Genomic DNA, 25655 nt, shown 5'->3' on the forward strand with positions numbered 1-25655 from the left:
GCTACTACTAATTTAATACGGACGATGTTACCTCATATATAGTCGATAATATGGATCGAGAGTTTCTACCCGGCAACCTTAAATTGCTGGACTATGGGGAAAACTAATGAATATTAGCCTATGTATAAAAAAGACTCCTATTGATTAGCTTTCTCTCATAGATGAAAGTGAATCCATAGGGGTCTTTTTTTTATTTTTCGAAAAGGTCAGACATCTTACGTATGACATGAAACTTCCATTACTTTATTTTTAGTAATATAACGAGCGTTTTATGTAAAAACTTTATACGAACTTCTGAAAGGGGCAACTACATGCAATATGTAATGAGCATTATCGGTATTCTTGTCGTTTTAGGTTTATGCTTTGCTTTGTCAAACAATAGAAGTAAAATCAACTTCCGTGCAATTGCTATTATGATTAGTTTCCAAATTTTAATCGGTTGGTTTATGTTTGGCACAAAGATCGGACAGCAAATTATCATCTTCATTAGTAAAGTTTTCAACAAACTAATTAAACTTGGTACGACAGGTGTCGATTTTCTCTTTAATGGAATTCAAAGAGATTTTGTTTTTTTCTTAAACGTATTACTAATTATCGTATTTTTCTCAGCACTACTTTCTATCTTTAGTTATTTAGGTGTTTTACCATTCATCGTTCGTATTGTCGGCGGTGCACTTTCAAAAATTACTGGTTTACCACGCGTTGAATCATTCCACGCAGTAAATTCTGTATTCTTTGGTTCAAGTGAAGCGTTAATCGTTATTAAAAATGATTTACAACATTTTAATAAAAACCGTATGTTTATCATTTGTTGTTCTGCAATGAGCTCAGTTTCTGCCTCTGTAACAGCATCATACGTTATGATGTTAGATGCGAAATATGTATTAGCGGCTCTTCCGCTAAACTTATTCTCAAGCTTAATCGTTTGTTCATTATTAACACCAGTTGATACGAAAAAAGAAGACGAAGTGGTTCAAAAATTTGATAGAAACCTATTCGGAGATAGCCTTATCGGCGCTATGATTAACGGTGCGCTTGATGGTTTAAAAGTAGCTGGTATCGTTGCTGCGTTAATGATTGCCTTCATTGGTGTTATGGAAGTTGTAAACTACGTAATTAGCGCTGCTTCAGGTGCAATGGGATATGCTGTTACTTTACAACAAATCTTCGGTTATATACTTTCTCCATTCGCATTCTTAATGGGTATTCCAACTCAAGATATTATCCCAGCTGGTGGTATTATGGGTACGAAGATTGTATTAAACGAGTTTGTAGCAATCCTTGATTTAAAAGGCGCTACTGCAACATTAGCTCCACGTACAGTTGGAATCGTTACAGTATTCTTAATTAGCTTCGCAAGTATTAGCCAAATTGGTGCGATTGTTGGTACAATCCGTGCCCTTTCTGAAAAACAAGGAAGCATCGTATCAAAATTTGGTTGGAAAATGCTATTTGCATCAACACTTGCTTCTATTTTATCTGCAACAATCGCTGGATTGTTTATTTAATAAAAAATCACCTTCGCTTAGACAGCAAGGTGATTTTTTTATTATCATCATTTAAGAAACTGAAGAAAACTCTAATGCCTCTTCCTTATTAATAATTTCTCCCTTATATTCACCTTTCACCGAAATATCAATAATTGATTTATTTCCTGTTTCCATTTTCCCTAAAGAAAACATATATATTAAGTCATCTTTTTTTAACATCCATTGTTTTCCGTGCCAAGGACCAGTTAACTTCTGTTCTGGCGATGCCAGTATTTCTCCAAAATATTCACATTCGCCTAGAGATGTTTTTACTGTATTCTTCTCCGTATCAATAACTATATATTTAAGAAGTTTTATACTTTCACTTGAAAAAATCTCTACTTCATGGTCACTTTTTTTCTTGAATTTCAGCTTTCCATCCTTTGTATTAACCAATTTACTTTGATCAATTGCATTTAGTACAAACTCATACTCTTCTTTTGTAACACCGAAATTAGGATGATATGGAAAACTTTTTTTCTCTGCATGCTCTTCTACGTATTTTAAATACCATTCCATATTATTCACTAGATGCTCTCTCATTCTTTGACCAATATTCCCTACCTTTTTAAGAGCATCTGGATCCATCTCTAATGTCATAATATCCGCCGTCACTTCCGCATTCATAAGATGCGGCGGAATATACTCTTCCACACTATTCGCTTTACTCGTTTCACTTTGACAACCGACTATGAATAGCGATATGAGAAGGATATATACTATTTTTTTATATTTCATTTCTATTCTCCACTCCATACATCATTCTTACTTAAATTTATAGCGGTTTTATTATAGTCCAAAACCCTTATATTTTAATATAAACTACTCTACATATGCAAAATTGCATATTAATAAACCTTTCTCTTACTTTAAAATTAACTTAAATCTTTTACCAAAATATACAAATTACAAATGAACAATGTTATAATTTGTAAAAAAATACATTGGAGGATATTATGAAAGCTCACGCCCTTTTCGACTTCTTACACTTACTAGTTTTAAGCATGAAAAGCTATTATGTATGGGGAATACCTATCTATGTCTTTATTATTCCTCTCATTTTTGTAGTAGGTTATATTATTATCAATTCCAATAAGAAACGAAAGAATACATCGATTCAAAGTCATTAATCTATCGCCTAATAGCTCCTCCTAAAAATCATATTCCCCTCATTTTCTTCAAATGATATGATGAACAAGGGTATATCCCCACCTCTCTTATAGCGGTGGGGATTTTAATGTAAGCATGCAACATAATACACAATAGAAGGTGATTTTATGAGAAAATACGCAGCGATTGCTTTATGTACATCTGCCATTCTAGCAGGATGTAATACTAGCAATGTAGAGCCTAAAAAAGAAAAAAAGGTTCAAGAGGTTAAGAAACAAGAAGAGACGGTGCGGGAACAAGGTAAAATTTCTTATAATCCAATTACGCACGAATCTACAAACGCAAATATTCATATTACAGACATAAAAGATTCTTTAACCGAAGTACAATATAAAATTTGGCGCACTGCTGATGGAAAGGAAAGTGCTAAATCCTTTTCTTCTAAAGAGAAAAATCAACAATTTACACTTCCCTTTGATATAAAAGAATTTGAAGGAAAACGCGGTGAATATCAAATTGAAGCTACAGGAACAACAGAGGGCGGAAAAACTATTCCACTTACGAAATCTACTATTACTTTCGAGCAAAAAGTTCCTGTTCTTATGTACCACGCAATTGACGATTATCATGGACAAGGTATTAAAGATTTATTCGTATCACCCGCTAACTTTGAAGCACAAATGAAGTATTTAAAAGACAATGGTTATACATTATTAACATTTGAACGCTGGAGCGATATAAATAAAGTAAACAAGCCGATTTTCGTTACATTTGATGACGGTATGAAAAATAATATGAATGCATTTCATGTTTTACAAAAACTAAAAGACGATACATTTAAACCAGCGGCAACAGAATATATGATTGTTGATAACGTTGATGTAGAAGGAGCTCTTTCTACATCTGAAATAAAAGAAATGGTTGATTCAGGTATTTTTTCTGTACAATCTCACACAGCAACACACGCAGACTTGCCGAAAATTACAAACTATGATGAAGAGTTAAAAGGATCAAAAGAAAAGCTAGAGAAAATAACAGGTAAGCCTGTTATCGCAATTGCTTATCCATTCGGTCATGTAGATGATAAAGTTGTCGCAGAAACAAAGAAACACTATCAATTTGCAACAACAACGAAGCCTGGACAATTCATTACGAAAGGTGAACCTGATGAGTTGTTAAAAATGAAGCGTGTTCGCATACACCATACAACGACTGTAGAACAATTTGCTTCTTCGATTAAATAACTATTAGAGCTCAATACATTTTGAGCTCTCTTTTTACGTTATATTTATATATATTTTTAGAATTTTCTTGTATTATATATAGTAAGAAATCTTTCAAACTAAAGGAGATTATACATATGTCATTTGAACAAACGTTAGAGAAATATGCTGCCCTTGCAGTCAATGTTGGTGTTAATATTCAACCCGGACAAACTTTATCAATCAGTGCACCTCTTGAGGCTGTACAGTTTGTACGCCTCGTTACAGAAAAAGCATATAAATCTGGTGCAAAACACGTATATGTTGATTGGAATGATGAGACGTTAACACGCTTAAAGTTCGATCTAGCTCCTGAAGAAGCTTTCTCTGAATTCCCTTCTTGGAAAGCAAATGCTCGTGAAGAATTAGCAAAAGAAGGCGCTGCATTTATGTCCATCTATGCAGAGAATCCTGATTTATTAAAAGGTGTAGAACCAAAGAAAATTGCAACAGCTCATAAAGTAGCTGGAGAAGCGATGAAAGTATACCGTGATTATGTACAAGCAGATAAAGTAAGCTGGTGCGTAATTTCTGTTCCTACGAAAGAATGGGCTGCAAAAGTATTCCCTGACGTAGCGCCAGAAGAACAAGAAACAAAACTATGGGATGCTATCTTCAAAGCTACTCGTGCTGATTTAGAAAATCCTGTGGAAGCATGGAAAGAACATGATGAAACACTACATACAAAAGTAGATTACTTAAACGAAAAACATTATAAAGCTCTTCACTATACAGGCCCTGGAACAGACTTAACAATCGAACTTCCAGAGAAACATGTATGGGCTGGTGCTGGTAGCTTAAATGAAAAGAACGTAGCATTTATGGCTAACATTCCAACTGAAGAGGTATTTACAATGCCTCTTAAAACAGGTGTGAACGGCCAAGTATCTAGCACAAAACCGTTAGCATTTGCAGGTAATATTATCGATAACTTTACATTAACATTCGAAAACGGACGTATCGTAGACTATAAAGCTGAATCTGGTGAAGAGGCTTTAAAACATTTAGTAGAAACAGATGAAGGTTCTCACTTCTTAGGCGAAGTAGCTTTAGTACCTCATGATTCACCAATTTCAAACACAAATATTTTATTCTACAATACGCTATTTGATGAAAATGCATCTTGCCACCTTGCAATCGGAAATGCTTATGCATTTAACTTAGTTGGCGGAAAAACAATGTCTAAAGAAGAACTTGCTGAAAATGGCGCAAACGCTAGTATTACACACGAAGACTTCATGATTGGATCAGCTGAGCTTGATATCGACGGCATTACAGCTGATGGAAGACATGAGCCGATCTTCCGTAAAGGTAACTGGGCGTTTTAATAAAAATAAAAGGCTATCTTCCACGCCGGAAGATAGCCTTTTATGATGCCGATGACACTTTCAGTCCAATTACTCCTAAAACAATAAAGAGAATACAAAATGCTTGGAATAAATTAATATGCTCTTTAAAAAAGTACACACTAATGATTGTAATAAGTAGCGTTCCCACACCAGACCAAATTGCATAAGCAATGCTTAAATTAATCTTTTTAACAACGATAGCAAACACGCTGAAACAAATTCCATAGAATACGAAAATAAGTACACTTGGAACAAGCTTTGTTAAACCGTTCGATAACTTCATCGCAATCGTTCCAGCTACTTCAAAAATAATTGTTACGAGTAATAATAGCCAATATACCATACTAGAATCTCCTTCTCTGTTACCTTATAGAGATTCTAGTATACTACTTATAGTCCTAACGAAATATATTTAATTTCTAAATATTCCTCGATACCGAAATGGCCTCCTTCACGGCCGATACCACTTTCTTTAAAGCCCCCAAATGGTGCTTGTGCAACTGATGGAAGGCCATCGTTTAAGCCGATAATTCCGTACTCTAACGCTTCACTAATTTGGAATGCTTGGCTAATATCTTTTGTGAAAATATAAGCAGCCAAGCCATATGGTGTATTATTTGCTCGTTCGATTACTTCTTCAACTGTTTTAAATCTCGCAACTGGTGCAACCGGTCCAAATGTTTCTTCATTCATACAAAGCATCGTGTCATTTGCCAATCCAATTACTGTTGGCTGAATGAAATAACCATCTAACTCTGCAAATTTATGGCCACCGTATAAAACTTCTCCGCCCTTTTGAATTGCATCTTCAATATGTTCTTGTACTTTCGAAACTGCATTCGCATCAATAAGTGGACCTACAGTTGTTCCTTCGCCGAATCCATCTCCGACTTTAAGCTGCTCTACAGCTGTTGTGAACTTCCCTGCAAATTCTTCATACACTTCTTCTTGAACAAAGATGCGGTTTGTACATATACACGTTTGTCCTGCGTTACGGAATTTCGAACCAATTACCGCTTCTACCGCCTTATCTAAATCAGCATCATTCATAACAATAAATGGAGCGTGACCACCTAATTCAAGCGAAACCTTTTTCATCGTTTGCGCAGCGCTAGCCATTAATTCTTTTCCAATTTCAGTTGATCCTGTAAAGGAAACTTTTCGAACGCGCTCATCTTCCATCCACGTATCAGCAATTGCTTTTGCACTACCTGTTACAATATTTATTACACCTTTTGGAATATCTGCTTCATGTGCTAATTCAACTAACTTCAATGCAGTTAATGGCGTTTGACTCGCTGGTTTCACAACTGCCGTACAGCCTGCTGCAAGTGCTGGAGCTACCTTTCTCGTAATCATAGCAGCCGGGAAATTCCAAGGCGTAATAGCTGCCATAACCCCAACTGGTTGCTTCATAACTAAAATACGCTTATTCGGATGAGAAGCAGGAATCATTTCACCGTATATTCTCTTTCCTTCTTCTGCGTACCATTCAACAAAACTATTTGCATAATTCACTTCACCAAGTGCTTCTGCAAACGGCTTCCCTTGCTCTCTCGTCATGATTGCTGCAATTTCTTCTTTATTTTCATCAATGAGCGTGAACCATTTTTTTAACTTTACTGCACGATCCGCTGCCGTTAATTTTGACCATAATTTAAAAGCCTCATGTGCAGCATCAACTGCTTGCTTTGCCTCTGTAATCCCGCCCTTTGGTACAGTTGCAAATACTTCCTTTGTCGCTGGATTATTCACTTCGATTTGTTCTTGCAGTGTAATCCACTCACCATTTATATACATCGCTTTTTTATCTAAGTTTACGAACGTCGCTTTTTTATCCAATGTTTTCTTCCTCCTCTATGAACTTCTTAATCTTCCTAGTGGCAGCAGATTGACTTATTTGTAAAAACTCAGCCACTTTATAACTTGATCCATACGTTTTATACGCTTTAAGAATAATATTTCTTTCTACCTCTTCCAGCATTCTATAAAGACTTTGTCCGGATTGTTCAACTGTGGCCTCTTGCATAGATAGTGGCAAATCTTCTACCGTTACAAAATCATCTGCAGTGATAACAATTCGTTCAATTACATTTTCAATCTCTCTATTATTTCCTTCCCAAGGGTACCCTACAAACATTTGTAACGTACTAGGAGCTAACTTTACATCACGTCCGTACTTTTTATTAAAATGCTGTAAATAATGATAGATGAGCGGCAATATATCTTCTGTTCTCTCCCGAAGTGGCGGAATTGAAATTGGAATGACATTCAGACGATAGTATAAATCTTTCCGGAATGTTCCTTGTTTCACCATCGTACTTAAATCTCTATTTGTTGCCGCTACAATTCTAACGTCCACCTTTTTTAATTCTCTTCCACCTATAGGACGAAACGTTTTTTCTTGCAATACTTGCAAAAGCTTCGCTTGAATTTCAAGCGGCATTTCACCAATTTCATCTAAGAAAAGAGTTCCTTTATGCGCTGATTCTAATAGCCCCTTTTTCCCTTCACGATTTGCACCTGTAAAAGACCCACCTGAATATCCAAAAAGCTCAGATTCGATTAAATTCGTCGGCAATGCCGCACAATTAATTTCATAGAAACTTTCATTCTTCCGGTGACTCACTTCATGCAAATGGCGTACTAATCGGCTTTTTCCCACTCCAGTCTCACCTAATACGAGAACAGTACTATCTACTACTGATACTTTTTTTATTGTTTCGATTATTTTTTGCATAGCGATACTTTTAAAAATAAGTCCTTCGTGTTCATATGTTTCTCTTAATTCTTTTTTATATGTTTTTAACTGATTATCCATTTCCTCTACCTTTTGACGTAATTGATAGAGTTCTGTAAGATCACGAGAATAACTAATCACTCTTCTTAAATTTCCCTCATCATCAAAAACAGGCCTTGTACGAACATGCAAATACTCTCCTGATTTCGTTGTTTGAACAAGTTCAACTGGCCTTTTCTTTTCAATTACTTCTAACGTTGCAGACGGATAAAAAATCCCTTCTTTTTGTAGTTCTTTTACATGCTTTCCTACTAATTCCTTAGCAGAGAGCTGGTAATGTCTTTCACACATGCTATTTACACGTACAACGATTCCTTTATCATCCGTAACAAAAATTTCGTCAAATGCATATTCAAATACATCTTGTAAATCCATCAACACTCGTTCCTTTTCTGCAACCATCCTAGCCACCCCTTACTTTAAATCCATCGATTCACTTCACTACCTTTATTATAAAGTGAATTTTCTGCATTTTATATAGAGTAAGCTAGAATGTTTTCAATTTGTTATTTATACAAATCTATTTATATTTTTCAACACATAATTCGCTGCCTTGAAAAATACAGAATGCCATCGCAACCACACCCTCACTTTGTTTTAGCTTGGCATGGGGAAGGAAAAGGGGCTGATCGATTCTATGCATGACCAGATGCTCTCTTCCGCCTAAAAAGAAAAGCTTTATGCCCTTTTTTAAGTTATCCCAATTCTTTAAACACGAGCGATATTTGCTTGCTCATAACAAGCTTGCAATGATTCTTCAATTATTGTTAAACCTTCCTCAAGTTGCTCATCTGTAATCACTAATGGCATTAAAACACGAATAACATTTCCATATGTTCCTGCTGATAGTAGAAGTAATCCATGCTTATTTGCTTCTGCACATAAATTAGACGCTAATGTTTTATCAGGCACTTTCGTCTTGCGATCTTGAACGAGCTCGAATGCACACATTGCCCCTAAGCCGCGCACATCACCGATGCAATTATATTTGTTTTTCATCTCTTGGAATCGGTTCATTACGACTTTCCCTACTTCTATCGCTCTATCATTTAATTTCTCTTTTTCTATTACATCAAGCACAGCTAATGCAGCCGCACATCCTAGTGGGCTTCCTGCATATGTTCCGCCCAGTTCTCCCGGTGCAGACTCATTCATAATTTCTTTACGTCCAATCACGCCACTTATCGGTACACCAGCACCTAATGATTTAGATACCGTAATTAAGTCTGGAACGACATCATAATGATCAATTGCAAAGTACTTTCCGGTACGACTAAAGCCTGTTTGAATTTCATCAGCTACAAATAAAATACCGTGCTCTGAACAAATGCTGCGTACTTCTTGAACGAATTTCTTACTTGGAACGATAAATCCGCCTTCCCCTTGAACAGGTTCCATTACAACTGCTGCAATTGTTTCTGGTGCTACTTCTGATATGAAGAAGTTCTTAAACTCTTCAATGATAAAGTCATCATACTGCTCTTCTGTTAAACCTTCTGGGCGACGGTATTCATATGGGAATGGCGCTTTATATACTTCTGGAGCAAATGGGCCAAATCCAAATTTATATGGTTTTACTTTACTTGTCATCGTCATTGTCATTAATGTACGCCCATGAAATCCTTTAGAAAATGCGATAATTCCAGGTCTCTTCGTATATTTACGAGCAATCTTCACTGCATTTTCAACCGCTTCTGCCCCACTATTTAAAAACAGCACTTGTTTATCGAAATTACCTGGTGCTACTGCGGCAAGCTTTTCCGCTAATTCAATATATGGCTCATACATCATCACATTAAATCCAGTATGAATATATTGATCTACTTGTTTATGAAGCGCTTCTTTAACGGCTGGATGACAGTGTCCTACATTAATTGTCCCAATTGCTCCTGCGAAATCAATGTACTGATTTCCATCCACATCTGTTACGAGTGCACCATTTGCAGACTGTACAAATGTTGGAATACCATTACTTACTCCTTTTGGTACTATATTTTGGCGGCGTTCTAATAAAGACGCTGCTTTCGGTCCTGGAATTTGTTCATTTACTTTAGCAAATTTTTTTGTGTTCATTGTGTACCCCATCCTTTTCTATACAATGTTTTCTCTTTATATTGCAAGATGTATGCCAACTTCCTCTTTCTAGTATTCATCCCATTCTCTTACTATCTCGGCATAAAAAAATAAGTCTATAAAGACTCATATAGAGTCCTTATAGACTTATTCATTTATACATTAGACTTTCCTTGTTCCCAAATAAACTCACCTGAATGAGAAATTAAATCTTCAACAGATTGTAATACTAAATCTGCAAGTGGTTCTAATGTTTGACGATCACCCGTACCAGATAGTACGCCAATCGCATAACAGTCGCCACCATTTTTCGCTAAATGTAAATCCGTCGGTGTATCCCCGACGACTGCTACTTCACATGTCTCTAAATTAAATCTCTCACAAAACGACTCTACAATTTTTTTATCTGGCTTCTGTGCTGGAAATGTATCTGAAGCTATAACACAATCAAAAAAAGCTTCCAATTGATATTGCTTTAAAAATAATTCTGTCGGCGCGAAATCATCAGCTGTAACGACACCTAGAATAAATCCTCTATCCTTTAACGCTTGTAAAACTTTCGGTAAATCTGCCGTCATTCTCATATGTGAACGATGCTCGTACATAAGAGCAAACAACTTTTCACTCACCCATTGATGCATCTCTTCTTCTCTAGATGATGCAATATACTTACAAAGCCCCTTGGCCACATCAAGACTCGTTCCAGCAGCGAGCGCACTACGCGGATGAACAAATGCTCCATCTACGCCAATCTCTTTTAATAAAGCCTGCTGCATTGATTCTGGTAATTGATATAAATTTATACATTCTGCAACAAGCTCTTCAGCTACTTTTATCCAAATTGAATGAAAATCCATTAATGTCCCATCTTTATCAAATAGTATCGCTTTTACCTTCTCCATAGCACCCTACCTCTCATTTCTTATCTCTTCCAGTGTATCAATAAAATATGGATATAAAATAAACGGATTGTAAAAATACCATAAAAATCAAACTAACTTACAATTTACAATTCATCTGCACATAGAGAAACTTTAATCAGTGGGGGAATCTTATTGCTCGCAAATAGTGAGGTGAAAGCAAAAAAAAGATGCCTTTACAGGGCATCCTCTTGATGTTCAGGAACAAATAGTTCCAGACAATGATATATATTTTCAAATTCCATTGGTGCATCTCCGCCATATTCACCATCTAAGTTGATCATTAATTTATCAGGTGAATGCACTTTAATACGATTCGCTTGTGTATATAGTACTTTCGGATTGTTAATATGTTCCCCACGCTGCGCTTGTGTTGCTGCTTTAATTAAATCAGCGATAGAACCTTTTTTCAGTACTAATAAATCAAATAATCCATCGTTAATAGATGCATATGGTGCTACTTTTTCGAATCCACCAACTGAACGAGTATTCGTAATTAAAAACATCGTAATTTCTTCTTGTAGCAACTTCCCATCATACTCAATTTCAACATATGTTGGATGTAATGATGGTAACATTTCGATTCCTTTTAAATAGTAAGCAAGTTGGCCTAATACCGTTTTTAGCTTGCTTGGTACTTCATATGTTAATTCTGTAATACGGCCGCCACCAGCGATATTAATGAAATATGTATCATTTGCTCTACCAAGATCTAACGGTACCGTTGTTCCTTCACAAATAATATCCGCAGCCTCTTCAATAACACGAGGTACACCGATCGCACGCGCAAAATCATTTGTCGTTCCAACTGGAATAATTCCAAACTTTGGACGATGCTCATGTCCTACTAAACCGTTCACTACTTCATTTAACGTACCATCACCACCAGCTGCGATAACAACATCAAACTTACGATCCGCAGCTTGCCTCGCTGCCACAGTCGCATCCCCAGGACCAGTTGTCGCATGACAAGACGCTTCATATCCAGCTTGTTCTAATTTTTGTAATACTTCTGGTAAGCTCTTCTTAAATAGCTCGCGCCCAGAAGTAGGATTATAAATAATTCTTGCTCGCTTCATCATTTATTAGCACAGGAAATTCCTTATTCATTGAAAAACGAATACACCGAACCCTTATTCAGTATCCCTATGCTTACCTCCTCTCATCTTCCTATCCTTCTTTAATTCCGCTCAAACAGGCAGTAAGAACCCGATTCGTGTAGCCCATCAAAAGTAACTATTCACTCCTGATAGTTTTGCTTTATTTAACCAAGAAATTTATCCCGCTATTTACGGGCAGTAAAACTCTCACATCAATTTACATATAATGAATAATAATTATCTATTATTTCATGAGATGAAAAAACTCTCTATGTCTAGATTTATCATTATTCCCACCTTTTTGCAACTATCATACCATAGTTGCTATACAAACATTTTTTCACTTTTGACAGTTAATCAAACGTTTGTTTAAATTATTTTTCCCCATTTAAACAAACGTTTGATTAACTCAGAAAAAACACCCAAATACGGGTGTTTTTTCTGTTTAATCTTTAAGAATCTATACTATTTTAGCGTTCAAAAATAAGAATTCTTCTCTTTTTTTAGCGCTTATTAATCTCTTCAAGTAAGATTTTATTAACAAGCGGTGGATTTGCTTGTCCTTTTGTAGCTTTCATAATTTGACCAACTAAGAAGCCAATTGCACGGTCTTTACCGTTTTTAAAGTCTTCAATAGATTGCTCATTATTATCAAGAATTTCTGTTACAACCTTACGAAGTGTTCCTTCGTCAGAAATTTGAACAAGACCTTTCGCTTTAACGATTTCTTCTGGGTCTCCACCTTTTTCAATTAATTCATTAAATACTTTCTTCGCGATTTTAGAAGAAATTGTACCTTTTTCAATTAATTGAACCATTTTAGCTAAGCCAGCTGGCGTTAATGCAACGTCTTTTAATTCTTTTTGTTGTTTGTTTAAGTATGCAAGTACTTCACCCATTAACCAGTTTGATGTTAATTTCGCATCAGCACCGTCTGCAACTGTTGCTTCAAAGAAATCAGACATCTCTTTCGTTAATGTCAATACATGCGCATCATAAGCTGGTAAGCCAACTTCTTCAACATAGCGAGCTTTACGTGCATCTGGAAGTTCTGGAATAGAAGCACGAATTTCTTCTTTCCACTCATCGTCGATGTAAAGTTCAACTAAGTCTGGCTCTGGGAAGTAACGGTAATCGTCAGATCCTTCTTTTATACGCATTAAGATTGTTTTCTTCGTTGCTTCATCATAACGACGTGTTTCTTGTTGGATGATACCACCAGATAATAATTCTTTTTCTTGGCGCACTTGCTCATGCTCAAGACCTTTTTGCACGTAAGTGAAAGAGTTTAAGTTTTTCAGTTCTGCTTTTGTACCGAACTTCTCTTGTCCAACTGGACGAAGTGAAATATTCGCATCACAACGAAGAGAACCTTCTTCCATCTTACAATCAGATACACCTGTATATTGAATGATTGATTTTAACTTCTCTAAGTACGCATATGCTTCTTCTGGAGTACGCATATCTGGCTCAGATACGATCTCGATTAAAGGCATACCTTGACGGTTGTAGTCTACTAATGAACCGTCAGCTGCATGCGTTGATTTACCAGCATCTTCTTCTAAATGAAGACGTGTAATACCGATACGTTTCTTTTTACCGTCTACTTCGATTTCAATCCAACCATTTTCACCAATTGGCTTATCAAATTGAGAGATTTGGTAAGCTTTCGGATTATCTGGGTAGAAATAGTTTTTACGGTCGAACTTCGTTTCCGTTGCGATTTCACAGTTTAATGCCATTGCGGCTTTCATTGCAAAGTTAACTGCTTCCTTATTTAAAGTAGGAAGTACCCCTGGGTATCCTAAGTCAATTACACTTGTTTGTGTATTTGGCTCCGCTCCGAATTCTGTTGGACTCGCAGAGAAAATTTTCGAATTTGTTTTTAACTCAACGTGAACCTCTAAACCAATAATTGTTTCTAAATTCATCTATGCTCGCCTCCTTACAGACTTGCTTTTTTTGTATGATAGTCTGTTGCTTGCTCAAACGCATGTGCAACGCGGTAAATCGTCGTTTCATCGAAGTGTTTACCAATGATTTGTAGACCAAGTGGCATGTTGTTAGCACCGAATCCACACGGAACAGAAATCGCTGGAACACCCGCTAAGTTTACTGGAATTGTTAAAATGTCATTTGCATACATTGTCATTGGATCGTCCACTTTTTCGCCCACTTTAAATGCTGGAGTTGGCGTTGTTGGTCCAATAATAACATCGTAGTTAGCAAATACATTTTCAAAGTCATTTTTAATTAATGTACGTACTTGTTGTGCTTTTTTGTAATATGCATCATAGTAACCAGAGCTAAGAGCAAATGTACCAAGCATAATACGACGTTTTACTTCATCACCGAAACCTTCGCTACGTGTATTTTTGTAAAGATCTAATAAGTTATTTACATTATCAGAACGAACACCGTAACGTACGCCATCAAAGCGTGAAAGGTTCGCAGATGCTTCAGAAGAAGATAATAAGTAATACGTTGCTAGAGCGTATTTAGAGTGCGGAAGAGATACTTCCTCCCAAGTTGCGCCCATACCTTCTAATACTTTTAAAGCAGCTAGTACTGACTCACGAGCTTCTTCGCCAACACCTTCGCCTAAGTATTCTTTCGGTACAGCAATACGTAAACCTTTAACATCACCTGTTAAACCAGCTAAGTAGTTTCCTACTTCAACGTTTGCAGAAGTTGCATCCATACGGTCAATACCTGAAATAGCTTGTAATAAGTATGCATTGTCTTCTACTGTACGTGTAATCGGTCCGATTTGGTCAAGTGAAGATGCGAATGCTACTAATCCGTAACGAGATACGCGTCCGTAAGTTGGTTTTAAACCTACAACGCCACAATATGCAGCTGGCTGACGGATAGAACCACCCGTATCAGAACCTAGAGAGAATAATACTTCTCCTGCTGCTACTGCTGCTGCAGAACCACCACTAGATCCGCCTGGAACGTAATCTAAGTTCCATGGATTTTTTGTAGCGTAGAAGCCTGAGTTTTCATTTGAAGAACCCATTGCGAACTCGTCCATATTTAATTTACCGATTGTAACTGTGTCAGCAGCTTTTAGCTTTTGTACAACTGTCGCATCGTAAATTGGATCGAAGTTTGCTAATATTTTGCTCGCACAAGTTGTACGAAGACCGTTAGTTACAATGTTATCTTTTACACCAATTGGCATACCGAATAATAAACCATTATCCTCAGCACCAATCTTTGCATCTAATTCTTTCGCTTTCGCGCGTGCATTTTCTTCATCTAATGTAAGAAAAGCTTTTACGTTATCTTCAACATCCGAAATACGTTTGTAAGATTCTTCTACTAAATCCGTAACGGAAATTTCTTTGTTGTTTAACTTCTTATGTAACTCTGATACAGAATGATCAAATAATGACATCGAAATTCCCTCCTCTATTCTAATACTGCTGGAACACGGATTTGATTATCTTTGTGATCCGGTGCATTTTTTAATACTTCTTCTACTGGTAAACCTTTTTCTGGCACATCTTCACGCATAACATTTTTCATAGTTAATACATGAGTTGTTGGTTTTACATCAGTTGTATCTAATTCATTTAACTGTTCTGCAAATGTAACAATTGCATCTAGTTGTTTTTGAAATTTTTCTGCTTCTTGATCAGTAATTGCAAGACGTGCTAAATGTGCTACGTGCTTTACATTCTCAACGGAAATTCTTGACACGGCTAGGCCACCTCCATAATATATCGTTCAATCTACAATACTATTGATGATACCAAATTTCCAGTACTTCAAGCAAGTCAACACACGGCACTTACGGTATTTTTACATAAAAAAAGAAAGGCAAATGCCTTTCTTTACAATTTACTCTTTATCTAACGATTTATTTTTCGGAAATCTCTCGTTATCTTCTTCATTATCACGAATTGTTTTTTGTAATACAAAACAAGACATCGTTAAAAATAATGTTCCAATTAAATAGTATCCTTTTACACTAAGCGTTTCATCTAGCGTATAAATCCCAATTAGCATTCCTGAAAGCGCACAAACAAATGAAGTCCATGCTAAAAACGTGAACGCTTGCGTATTTCGTCTTCTCATCGTTCTCCCCCTCGTTAGCTGTACACCTATTATAGATAAATATATTTATCACAATGGGTTTTTATGTAAAATCATTTTTCTATTTATTAATCTATCACAAAAAATTTCTATTTTGAAGATAATTTTCTTTCAAATCTGAAAAAACAGTTAAAAACATTGACATTTATTTCAATTCCACATAAAATAAAAACAAATATTACGAACCTCGAAATATACGGGAGTGGAAATAATTGTTACAATATGAACATTTTTTAGACTTACTGCTAGATAACGCCAAGAAACTTTTCTATCCTGAAGAATGGGTAAGCCTTGATTTAACACTTTCCAAGACAGAAGTATTTTGTTTACTTTGGATGGAGCGAAATACGGATATTACAATGACAAAAATTGCTGATCTTCTTGATATACCGATGAGTACAACAACGGGCGTTGTAAATCGCCTTGTAAAAAAGGGATATATTGAACGCTACCGGAATGAAAGCGATCGACGCATTGTATTAATTCGTTTAACAGAAAACGGCGTAATGCTCGTTCAAGAAGTAAAACAAAATGCGGCCCATTACTTTAGCCTAGTGACAGATGCATTGTCAGAAGAAGAAAAAGCATTCTTACTACAAATATTCCAAAAGATCATGAATCACATTGCTACGTCACAGCAAAAAACAGAAGAAAAGATTTCTACACCTAAAATGAAAAACATTCCGATTGAATAAAGTGAAACTTTAATCAGTGGGGGTTTTTCTCATCCCTCACTGATTATTAGTTGAACCAATCGGGCATTTACGGACAGTTGACCTCCCACCTAATTTGTTTGCTCCAGTCGAATTTTTGGGCGGGAGTCTTACTGCCCGTTAATGCGGGATAAGACCCTAGTTGGGTTTTTATTCAATTAAATATTTCGACACTCGTAATATTCGAAATTCGAAACAAAGGGGATATTAATGATGAGAATTATTCTGTATACAGGTAAAGGCGGCGTAGGAAAAACTAGCATTTCAGCAGCAACAGCAATCCAAAGTGCAAAACAAGGATTAAAAACATTAGTAATGAGTACAGATCCTGCTCATAGTTTAGGGGATTCATTTGGCATAAAACTATCTTCTGAGCCACTAGAAATTCGTGAAAACTTGTGGGCACAAGAAATTAACACTATTTATGAAATGGAAAAAGGCTGGGGGAAATTGCAGAAATACATTACACTACTCTTCACTTCAAAAGCAGCTGATGATATTACAACAGAAGAATTAACGATGTTCCCTGGTATGGAAGATTTAATTAGCTTACTTCGAGTACTCGATTACTATAAACACAACACTTACGACGTCATCATTATTGATTGCGCACCGACTGGAGAAACTTTAGCAATGCTTAGCTTTCCAGACATGCTCGGCTGGTGGATGGAAAAACTCTTTCCTATTAAAAGGAAGATTTTAAAAGTTGTTCGTCCTGTAGCTCAACCACTTCTTGGTGTCCCCCTTCCAACTGATGATATTATGGACGAATTAACGAATACGCTTGAACAGCTCGGAGAAATGAGAGATATTTTATCAAACCGAAAAGTAACGAGTATTCGCGTTGTTGTAAATCCTGAAAAAATGGTCATTAAAGAAGCTCAGCGTAGTTTTACTTATTTAAACTTATACGATTATAACGTAGATGCCATTATGATTAACCGCGTCATCCCTAACACTGTTACCGACCCTTACTTTCAGGCATGGAAAGATACACAAAAGAAATATAAGGCGTTAATTAAAGATAGTTTTCAGCCACTTCCTATTTACGAAGCTCCCATGTTTGAACAAGAAGTTGTTGGTTTAGCTATGTTAGAGCGTGTAGGAAATGCTTTATTTAAATCAGACCCTTCTCCTACTGAAGTAAAATTTAATGGCCGCACACAATATGTAAAAAAAGATGGCGATGAGTATATTTTCGTTCTGTCCATTCCCTTCTCAAACAAAAGTGAACTTTCATTAAATCAAAAAGGTGATGAGCTTATTATTCGAGCCGGCTCTATGAAGCGAAATATCACCTTACCAAAAACATTAACACACCTTTCTATTCAAGGAGCTAAGTTTGAAGATGATGTACTAAACATTCGGTTTGGAGGTGTAGTACATGCATGATGAATTACTAAGAAAGGTAATTCGTACAAAAATAAAAATCGGTATGCGTATATTAGAAGAGCTACCGAATCCGATTCAGCAATCAGCTAAGCACGCACTAAATATTTTGCAAGAGGAGCTCTCCTCCTATGCTGAAGAACAACCGCAACCTGAGAGTAATTTAAAAAGCATCATAATTGAATAACTATACCCTTGTAGAAAGCCTTTTCTTATAGGCTTTCTATCCCTTTATTGGAGCTGATATAAGTTGATAAAAACATCTTCAACAAGACATTTCACCACTAATACAATCTGGCTAATCCCCCTTCTATTCTTTTTTCATAACCTTGAAGAAGCTTTCCAAATGCCACAATATATCGCTAATCGATTTTCGATCCATTTTATAACTAACAAACAATTTTTCATTGCAATTTCCGTATTAACAACCTTCGTCTTACTCATAGTCATTCTATATCAATTAAGCATCATATCTTCTATTTATTTGATCATTTTTATACAGGGCTGTATCTTCTTTAACGCCGTTCAGCATATTATCTTGTATTTCATTTATCGTTCTTATAATCCAGGAGTAATCTCAGCATCTATCATTATCCTATTTTCTCTTTTCTTATTTTCATCAAAGAAACTATTAATCCCTAAAAAGAAATTAGCAAGTACACTCATTTTTAGTTTAATCTCTTACCCAATCATAATTTGGATTTCCTTATTATTAGCCAGCTACTTTAATTAAAAAAAGACCAGGAAAACTCCTGGTCCATCACTCTACTTAACAAACATTGGATTCTATGTTATACAAAATTAGAAGGTACAGAATTAGGGTTTTGTTTGTTAAGTAGATTATATGTTGAACGAGCTAACAGCGGAGGGGTTCCTACTGTTAGTCGTTAAACTCAATAATTATTTTACGATTTTTTCAAGCTCATCAAGTGAAAGATCTACTGAAATTGAACCATCATTTGTTTCTTTCTTAATTGCATCTGTTACTTCTTTTGAATGGTATAACTCAATTACTTTTTTCAGTGTTGGATCATTTTTATCTTTCGTACGAGCTGCGAAAATATTAATATAGGCCTTTGCATTTTCATTATTTGGATCTTCTAAGAAAATTGGATCCTTCGCTGGGTCTAATCCAGCTTGACCAGCAACACCGTTATTAATAACTGAAGCCGCTACATCTTTTAACACACGAGGTGTTTGCTGTGCGATAACCGGTGTAACTTTTAGCTTCTTCGGATTTTCAGCGATACCGCTTGGATCCCCAAATAGACCAAAATCTTTCTTAAGCTTTAATAAGCCAGCTGCATCAAGAAGTTTTAATGCACGTGCTTGGTTCGTTGGATCATTCGGAATAGCAATTTCCGAACCATCTGGGATTTCATTTGCTTTCTTATATTTTTCAGAGTATAAGCCCATCGGTGCAATTTGCGTTGTACCAACAGCTGTAATATCTAACTTATGCTCCTTTTTAAATTGCTCTAAGAAAGCAATGTGCTGGAATGAGTTTAGTTCAATATCTCCATCAGCTAACGCTTTGTTGGGTGTTGTGTAATCAGAGAACTCAACCAGTTTAATTTTAATCCCTTCTTTTTCAGCTTTTTTCTTTAAAATTTCCCAAACGTCTCCATCTGTTCCAGTTACACCGACGCGAACTACTTTCTCTTTCGCTCCTGCACCTGTGTCTCCACCTGAGCAGCCGCTTAATGCTGTAATTCCTACGATCGCTGATAATGCAAATGCTAAAATTTTCTTCATTTTCTTTTCCCCTCTTCCTTTTTATGATCTGCGTAAAAAGACTTTCGCAAAGTAGTTCCCTAAATTTTGAGCCACCTGTACAAGAATAATAAGTAAAACGACCGTTACAAACATAACTGACGTATCAAAGCGTTGATAACCATATGTCATTGCTAAGTCACCAAGACCGCCACCACCGACAAGTCCTGCGACTGCAGAAAATTCAATTAAACCGACCGTCATAAACGTGACACCTAGGATCAATGGTGCTAAAGCTTCTGGTACGAGGATTTCAAAAACAATTCTAAGTGGTGAAGCGCCCATTGATTGAGCTGCTTCAATTACTCCTTTCGGCACAGAAACAAGATTTGTTTCAACCATTCTAGCAATACCAATTGATGCAACTAACGTCATTGGGAAGATTGCTGCAGCCGTTCCAATCGTCGTTCCAATAACACTTCTTGTTAGTGGGCTTAAAGCTACTAAAAAGATAATGAATGGAACCGGACGAATTGTATTAATTATGATATTAAGAATAGAAAAGACCCATTTATTTTCTAAAAAATTCCCTTTTCTCGTCACATACAATAGTAAACCTAGAGGTATACCAAGAATTGTAGCAAATATAAGGGTTACAATTACCATTAAGAGGGTATCCCCCGTCGCATCTAATATGCGAGGCCAAAATATACTCCAATCAACTCGCATGAGCTTCTACCTCCTTCAGCTGCACTTGCAGTCTTAGATGTTGTAATGCTTTTTGAATTTCTTTCTGTTCACCTTGTAGTTCTACAAGAAGATTTCCAAATAGCACATTTTGGAGTTCAATAATATTTCCATAAAGAACATTTACATCGACGTTATAGTTTTTCGCAATATATGATAGTACAGGCTGCCCTGTCTCTTCCCCAGTAAAAGTCAGGCGATAAATCTGACCTCCGTTTTGAATTTTCGCTAGAACACTTTCTGGTAAGTGATCATTAATAACAGAGCGTACAAAATTTTGAGTTGTCTTTGTTTTTGGTTGTGTGAAAACGTCAAACAGTTTTCCTTCCTCAATTACTTTTCCTTTTTCCATAACGGCTACACGGTGACAAATTTCTTTCACAACGTGCATTTCATGTGTAATAAGTAGGATCGTTAAATTGTACTCTCTATTTACTTTCTTTAATAAATTTAAGATTTCTGTTGTTGTTTCCGGATCTAAAGCTGATGTTGCCTCATCACATATGAGAATATCCGGTGATGTCGCAAGTGCTCTTGCAATCCCAACACGCTGCTTTTGTCCACCTGATAACTGTTCTGGATAATAGTTCGCTTTATCTTCTAAACCAACAAATTTTAGTAGTTCATTCACTCTTTCTTTTATCTCATTCTTCGGCAATTTCGCTAACCTTAATGGATAAGCAATGTTCCCAAACACCGTTCTTGAATTAAATAGATTGAAACTCTGGAAAATCATCCCAATCCTTTGTCTTAGTGTCCGTAATTCTTTCGCCGATAATGATGTAATATCTTTATCATCTATTGAAATTGTTCCTGCAGTTGGTCTTTCTAACATATTTACTAAACGTAATAGCGTACTCTTTCCAGCACCACTAAATCCGATAATGCCAAAAATTTCGCCCTTTTCAACTGACAGCGTTACATCCTCAACCGCATGAACAGATTGCCCACCTGATTCATATACTTTACTTACATTGTTAAAAGAAATCATTTTCTTCCCTCCTATATGCTGTAAAAACTTGAAGTAGAGCTTTCGAGGTAAAATAAAAAGTGCTCTCCTTCTTATCAGTAATAAAAGATAAGAAGGAGAGCACTTTTATATGTACTCATTCACATCTTCTCATCTTCCAAGCCTTTATAGGCTTGCTGGAGTTAGCACGGTATTAAAAAACCCGTTGCTGAGGTATCGTAGGGCCAGTCCCTCCACCTCTCTGGATAAGAGTGTATCGATTTAATTGTCGTTTAATTAAGTCTTATTATAGAACTCAGAATAATGAGAGTCAATACATTTTTCGGAAAAATATTAATTATTTCTCTATTTGAATTTTAAAATAAGAAGTAACAATACAATAGTGATTTTTAAAGTTATGTAAAATCCTTCTCACTCATACTTTTAAAAAGGAGAATCTTCTCTACTCATTGAATAACATTATTTGAATATGAAATCGGAGGAAGATAGATATATGAAAACAGCTCTTTTGCTCGTCGACATTCAAAATGATTATTTTCCAAGCGGAATGATGGAATTACGTAATCCAGTAGAAGCAAGTGAATATGCTAGTCAGCTACTACAACATTTTAGAATAAGAAACGAACCTATTTTTCATATCCAACATGTAGCTATAAAAGATAGCACTACTTTTTTCCTACCCAATACAGAAGGTGTCCATATTCACGAAAATGTCCGTCCACTTAGAGAGGAAACCGTGATCCTTAAACATTATCCAAATAGCTTCCGAGAAACTGATCTTCTAGAACAATTACAACGTTCAGGAGTTGAGCACGTCGTAATATGCGGGATGATGACCCATATGTGTATTGATGCTACAGTAAGAGCTGCTTTTGATTTTGGCCTTCACTGTACCGTAATACACGATGCTTGTGCTACAAAAGATCTTTCATTTAAGAATGCTACTATACCAGCTGTTTATATTCATAATACAATTTTGGCGAGTTTAAATGGAGTATACGCAAATATAATGAGTACAGAAGAGTTTTTAGCGACCTAAAAAAACACTCCTTTCAGTTAGCAAAGCCGAAAGGAGTGTTCTCTTGTCTAACCATAGATTTTCTTTCAAATTGTATTATACAGGAAATCCTCAAAATGAATACTAAAAAATATGACTAATAAGTCAATTTTTCTCGCTGTTTTGTTTCTATTTTCATGTTTATCCCGATATTAATAGGGTTTAACTAATTCAAAAGAACAAATAGTAATATTTGGCAACCTTTTCTTGATTGAAATTAACTAGCTTCTATAAAATCGATTACTTCTGCTATAGAGAGTTTCTCAAAAAGAAAAGATCTTCACAGTCTGTGAAGATCTTTTCTACTATTTCTTATAAAGTTTCAGAAGTAGTTTTTGCTTGCATGTGAAGTGCTAAGTAGTCAGGGCCACCAGCTTTAGAGTCTGTACCAGACATGTTAAAGCCACCGAATGGTTGGTAACCTACGATTGCACCAGTACATCCACGGTTGAAGTATAAGTTACCAACGTGGAAGTCTTCGCGTGCTTTTTCAATATGGTCACGGTTGTTAGAAAGAACTGCTCCTGTTAAACCGTATTCTGTATTATTTGCAATTGCAAGTGCATGATCAAAGTCTTTTGCTTTACAGAATGCTACTACTGGTCCAAAGATTTCTTCTTTCATTAAACGAGCATCTTCTGCAACGTCAGCAACGATTGTTGGTTGGATGAACCAGCCTTTAGAATCGTCTCCTTCGCCACCTGATACGATTTTACCTTCTTCTTTACCAATTGCAACATAGCTCATTACTTTATCGAATGCAGCTTGGTCATTAACAGGTCCCATGTTAATATCTTTTGCATCTGGGTTACCTACTGTTAATTCTTTTGTTAATTCAACAGCACGATTTAATACATGATCGTATACATCTTCATGGATTACTGCACGAGAACATGCAGAACATTTTTGTCCTGAGAATCCGAATGCTGATGCAACGATAGATTTAGCTGCTAATTCAAGATCTGCCTCTTTATCAACAACGATTGTATCTTTACCGCCCATTTCAGCGATAACACGTTTTAACCAAATTTGTCCCGGGTTTACTTTTGCTGCACGTTCGTAAATACGAATACCTACATCGCGAGATCCAGTGAAGCTAACGAAACGTGTACGAGGGTGATCTACTAAGTAGTCACCAACTTCAGAGCCATTACCTGGAACGAAGTTTACTACGCCAGCTGGTAAACCAGCTTCTTCTAATACTTCCATAAATTTCGCTGCTACTACAGGAGTTGTACTAGCTGGTTTTAGTAATACTGTGTTACCAGAAACTACAGCAGCTGTTGTCATACCTGCCATAATTGCGAATGGGAAATTCCAAGGAGAAATGATAACACCTACTCCTAATGGAATGTAAGAGAAACGATTATATTCAATTGGACGGCTTTCTACTGGAATACCGTCTTTTAATTTCAACATTTGACGAGCATAATATTCCATAAAGTCGATTGCTTCTGCTGTATCAGCATCTGCCTCATTCCATGGTTTACCTGCTTCTTTTACAAGAATAGCAGAGAACTCATGTTTTCTACGACGAACGATTGCTGCAGCACGGAATAAAATATCTGCACGCATTTCTGGTTTTGACTTTCTCCAAGTTTGGAATGTTGCATCCGCTACTTGCATTGCTTTTTCAGCTAATTCACGGCTTGCTTTTGAAACACGACCAACAAGTTCCTCTTTATTTGCAGGGTTTACAGAAACAATTTTGTCTTCTGTAGTGATTTTTTCTCCCCCGATAATTAATGGATAGTCTTGTCCAAGATAAGATTCTACTTTCTTTAAACCCTCTTCAAATGCTAATTTGTTAGCCTCTACTGAAAAATCTGTAAATGGCTCATGTTTGTATGCTACTACCATCTTTTTAGCCTCCCCTTAGAAAAACGTTTACATTTTACAACATTATTCTACACGATAATTTAGATTTATTCAAATATTCCTAGACTTATATTTTAAAAATTAATAAATTTTTAAAATATAATAAAAAAAAGAGATTCATACATACGTATGAATCTACAAAATATGAGTATATTCCAAAACATTTTTCCCGATTAATAAAATAGTAACTAATAAAAATAAAGTCCTTACATATCCAACACCTTTTTGAACCGCAAACTTCGATCCAAAATAAGCACCTAAAATCATTGATAAGCCCATAATTATACCGTATTCAAAATGAATCACATCTAAAAATAAAAAAGTAATTAAAGATACGATATTACTAACGAAGTTCAAAAGTTTTCCAGATGCTGCCGCTTGAATAAAATCCAAACCAATTAATAAAAATGCAAAAATTAAAAAGGATCCTGTCCCTGGTCCAAAAAATCCATCATAAAATCCTATCATTAAAATAACAAAGAAAAACATCAATGTTTTTCCTTTTGTCATCTTTTTATAGGTAGATGCACTTCCCCAATCTTTTTTCGCAATAATATAAATGGCAATAAAAACCAACATTACGAGCACTAGTGGACGCAAAATATCAGGCGGAATAAACTTTACTACTAAAGCCCCTGCGACTGCTCCAATAATAGTTAACGGGATTAACTTTCCTACAATCCGAAAATTCACCTTACCTGATCGAATAAAATAAATTGTGCTCGTAAGCGTCCCCATCGTTGCAGCTAATTTATTCGTTGCGATTGCCGAAGCTGGTGATAAACCAACAAACATAAGTGCAGGAAGCGAAATTAACCCTCCCCCTCCAACAACCGAATCAATAAAAGCAGCTAAAAATCCGAATGCAATTAATAAAATAATGACTTGAAAGCTTAGTTCTTCCATGACTTTGCCCCTTACCCCTTTATTTGTAACATTTA

General features: G+C 36.0%; 24 protein-coding genes and 2 riboswitches. Of the genes, 8 read left to right on the forward strand and 16 right to left on the reverse strand.

All coding sequences use genetic code 11. From position 1 onward, the window contains the following. The first annotated feature begins 12 nt into the window (after positions 1–12). Positions 13–114, forward strand: a riboswitch (purine riboswitch). Positions 115–311: 197 nt separating this feature from the next. After that, on the forward strand, positions 312–1508 hold the full coding sequence (locus NSS74_RS27535; RefSeq protein ID WP_002010061.1) for a NupC/NupG family nucleoside CNT transporter: 1197 nt from the start codon (positions 312–314) through the stop codon (positions 1506–1508). A gap of 51 nt (positions 1509–1559) precedes the next feature. Here the strand turns inward: NSS74_RS27535 and NSS74_RS27540 are convergent, their stop codons facing one another. Continuing rightward, positions 1560–2267: a hypothetical protein gene (locus NSS74_RS27540; RefSeq protein WP_002140208.1), complete on the reverse strand. Its 708-nt coding sequence runs from the start codon at positions 2265–2267 to the stop codon at positions 1560–1562. A gap of 539 nt (positions 2268–2806) precedes the next feature. On the opposite strand from NSS74_RS27540, the gene NSS74_RS27545 reads away from it, so the two are divergent. Further along, positions 2807–3883 (forward strand): polysaccharide deacetylase family protein, encoded by a 1077-nt coding sequence (locus NSS74_RS27545; protein WP_002140206.1) that lies wholly within the window; start codon positions 2807–2809, stop codon positions 3881–3883. A 116-nt stretch (positions 3884–3999) separates the two neighbouring features. Continuing rightward, positions 4000–5229, forward strand: coding sequence for an aminopeptidase (locus tag NSS74_RS27550; protein ID WP_002029496.1), 1230 nt, complete (start codon positions 4000–4002; stop codon positions 5227–5229). A 40-nt stretch (positions 5230–5269) separates the two neighbouring features. Here the strand turns inward: NSS74_RS27550 and NSS74_RS27555 are convergent, their stop codons facing one another. The 10 genes from NSS74_RS27555 to NSS74_RS27600 form a co-directional block, all read right to left on the reverse strand. Then, on the reverse strand, positions 5270–5593 hold the full coding sequence (locus NSS74_RS27555; RefSeq protein WP_002029495.1) for a DMT family transporter: 324 nt from the start codon (positions 5591–5593) through the stop codon (positions 5270–5272). Positions 5594–5640: 47 nt separating this feature from the next. Beyond that, entirely contained in the window at positions 5641–7092 is a 1452-nt protein-coding gene (gene gabD / locus NSS74_RS27560) for an NADP-dependent succinate-semialdehyde dehydrogenase (RefSeq protein WP_002140205.1), read from the reverse strand. After that, complete coding sequence (locus NSS74_RS27565; protein ID WP_002029493.1) at positions 7085–8452, reverse strand: sigma-54 interaction domain-containing protein; 1368 nt, start codon at positions 8450–8452, stop codon at positions 7085–7087. Before NSS74_RS27565 ends, gabD begins: the two co-directional genes overlap by 8 nt. A gap of 306 nt (positions 8453–8758) precedes the next feature. Continuing rightward, positions 8759–10123 (reverse strand): 4-aminobutyrate--2-oxoglutarate transaminase, encoded by a 1365-nt coding sequence (gabT, locus tag NSS74_RS27570; protein WP_002140204.1) that lies wholly within the window; start codon positions 10121–10123, stop codon positions 8759–8761. A 155-nt stretch (positions 10124–10278) separates the two neighbouring features. After that, the gene (locus NSS74_RS27575; RefSeq protein ID WP_002140202.1) at positions 10279–11025 is read right to left on the reverse strand and encodes an HAD family hydrolase; all 747 of its coding nucleotides are present in this window, start codon (positions 11023–11025) and stop codon (positions 10279–10281) included. Positions 11026–11219: 194 nt separating this feature from the next. Further along, the gene (locus NSS74_RS27580) at positions 11220–12125 is read right to left on the reverse strand and encodes a diacylglycerol kinase (protein ID WP_002010051.1); all 906 of its coding nucleotides are present in this window, start codon (positions 12123–12125) and stop codon (positions 11220–11222) included. 521 nt (positions 12126–12646) lie between these two features. Then, positions 12647–14074, reverse strand: coding sequence for an Asp-tRNA(Asn)/Glu-tRNA(Gln) amidotransferase subunit GatB (gatB, locus tag NSS74_RS27585; RefSeq protein WP_002010050.1), 1428 nt, complete (start codon positions 14072–14074; stop codon positions 12647–12649). A 14-nt stretch (positions 14075–14088) separates the two neighbouring features. Next, complete coding sequence (gatA, locus tag NSS74_RS27590; RefSeq protein WP_002010048.1) at positions 14089–15546, reverse strand: Asp-tRNA(Asn)/Glu-tRNA(Gln) amidotransferase subunit GatA; 1458 nt, start codon at positions 15544–15546, stop codon at positions 14089–14091. 14 nt (positions 15547–15560) lie between these two features. Beyond that, positions 15561–15851 carry an Asp-tRNA(Asn)/Glu-tRNA(Gln) amidotransferase subunit GatC gene (gene gatC / locus NSS74_RS27595; RefSeq protein WP_000086999.1) on the reverse strand — a complete coding sequence of 97 codons (291 nt, stop codon included), beginning with the start codon at positions 15849–15851 and terminating at the stop codon, positions 15561–15563. A 141-nt stretch (positions 15852–15992) separates the two neighbouring features. Next, the gene (locus tag NSS74_RS27600) at positions 15993–16229 is read right to left on the reverse strand and encodes a YiaA/YiaB family inner membrane protein (protein WP_002029490.1); all 237 of its coding nucleotides are present in this window, start codon (positions 16227–16229) and stop codon (positions 15993–15995) included. 230 nt (positions 16230–16459) lie between these two features. Here NSS74_RS27600 and NSS74_RS27605 point away from each other — a divergent pair, with 230 nt between their 5' ends. From NSS74_RS27605 to NSS74_RS27620, 4 genes are all read left to right on the forward strand, one after another. Continuing rightward, positions 16460–16942, forward strand: a complete 483-nt coding sequence (locus NSS74_RS27605) for a MarR family winged helix-turn-helix transcriptional regulator (protein ID WP_002140201.1) — start codon at positions 16460–16462, stop codon at positions 16940–16942. Between the two features lie 228 nt (positions 16943–17170). Beyond that, the gene (locus NSS74_RS27610; protein WP_002140199.1) at positions 17171–18352 is read left to right on the forward strand and encodes an ArsA family ATPase; all 1182 of its coding nucleotides are present in this window, start codon (positions 17171–17173) and stop codon (positions 18350–18352) included. Continuing rightward, the gene (locus NSS74_RS27615; protein ID WP_002091335.1) at positions 18345–18536 is read left to right on the forward strand and encodes a DUF3926 domain-containing protein; all 192 of its coding nucleotides are present in this window, start codon (positions 18345–18347) and stop codon (positions 18534–18536) included. The genes NSS74_RS27610 and NSS74_RS27615 overlap by 8 nt, the downstream gene beginning before the upstream one ends. Before the next feature lie 63 nt (positions 18537–18599). Beyond that, positions 18600–19082, forward strand: a complete 483-nt coding sequence (locus NSS74_RS27620; RefSeq protein ID WP_002140198.1) for an HXXEE domain-containing protein — start codon at positions 18600–18602, stop codon at positions 19080–19082. Between the two features lie 167 nt (positions 19083–19249). Here the strand turns inward: NSS74_RS27620 and NSS74_RS27625 are convergent, their stop codons facing one another. Genes NSS74_RS27625 through NSS74_RS27635 form a run of 3 tightly spaced genes read right to left on the reverse strand, consistent with a single transcriptional unit; the run spans position 19250 to position 21800 of the window. Continuing rightward, positions 19250–20104 (reverse strand): MetQ/NlpA family ABC transporter substrate-binding protein, encoded by an 855-nt coding sequence (locus tag NSS74_RS27625; protein ID WP_002029488.1) that lies wholly within the window; start codon positions 20102–20104, stop codon positions 19250–19252. Positions 20105–20125: 21 nt separating this feature from the next. Then, on the reverse strand, positions 20126–20791 hold the full coding sequence (locus tag NSS74_RS27630; protein WP_340814709.1) for a methionine ABC transporter permease: 666 nt from the start codon (positions 20789–20791) through the stop codon (positions 20126–20128). Continuing rightward, positions 20781–21800, reverse strand: a complete 1020-nt coding sequence (locus tag NSS74_RS27635) for a methionine ABC transporter ATP-binding protein (protein WP_002010037.1) — start codon at positions 21798–21800, stop codon at positions 20781–20783. Before NSS74_RS27635 ends, NSS74_RS27630 begins: the two co-directional genes overlap by 11 nt. 126 nt (positions 21801–21926) lie before the next feature. Next, a riboswitch (SAM riboswitch) is annotated at positions 21927–22031 on the reverse strand. 241 nt (positions 22032–22272) lie between these two features. On the opposite strand from NSS74_RS27635, the gene NSS74_RS27640 reads away from it, so the two are divergent. Further along, on the forward strand, positions 22273–22818 hold the full coding sequence (locus NSS74_RS27640) for a cysteine hydrolase family protein (RefSeq protein WP_078176021.1): 546 nt from the start codon (positions 22273–22275) through the stop codon (positions 22816–22818). A 330-nt stretch (positions 22819–23148) separates the two neighbouring features. On the opposite strand, the gene pruA is transcribed toward NSS74_RS27640, so the two are convergent. Together pruA and NSS74_RS27650 are read right to left on the reverse strand one after the other, a co-directional pair. Next, positions 23149–24696 carry an L-glutamate gamma-semialdehyde dehydrogenase gene (gene pruA, locus NSS74_RS27645; RefSeq protein ID WP_002029484.1) on the reverse strand — a complete coding sequence of 516 codons (1548 nt, stop codon included), beginning with the start codon at positions 24694–24696 and terminating at the stop codon, positions 23149–23151. A gap of 153 nt (positions 24697–24849) precedes the next feature. Continuing rightward, a complete protein-coding gene (locus NSS74_RS27650) occupies positions 24850–25620 on the reverse strand; it encodes a TSUP family transporter (RefSeq protein ID WP_002029466.1) in 771 nt (256 codons plus the stop codon). Positions 25621–25655 lie beyond the last annotated feature (35 nt).

It is taken from the genome of Bacillus sp. FSL E2-8868 (genome assembly GCF_038005505.1).
Taxonomy (GTDB): domain Bacteria; phylum Bacillota; class Bacilli; order Bacillales; family Bacillaceae_G; genus Bacillus_A; species Bacillus_A mycoides.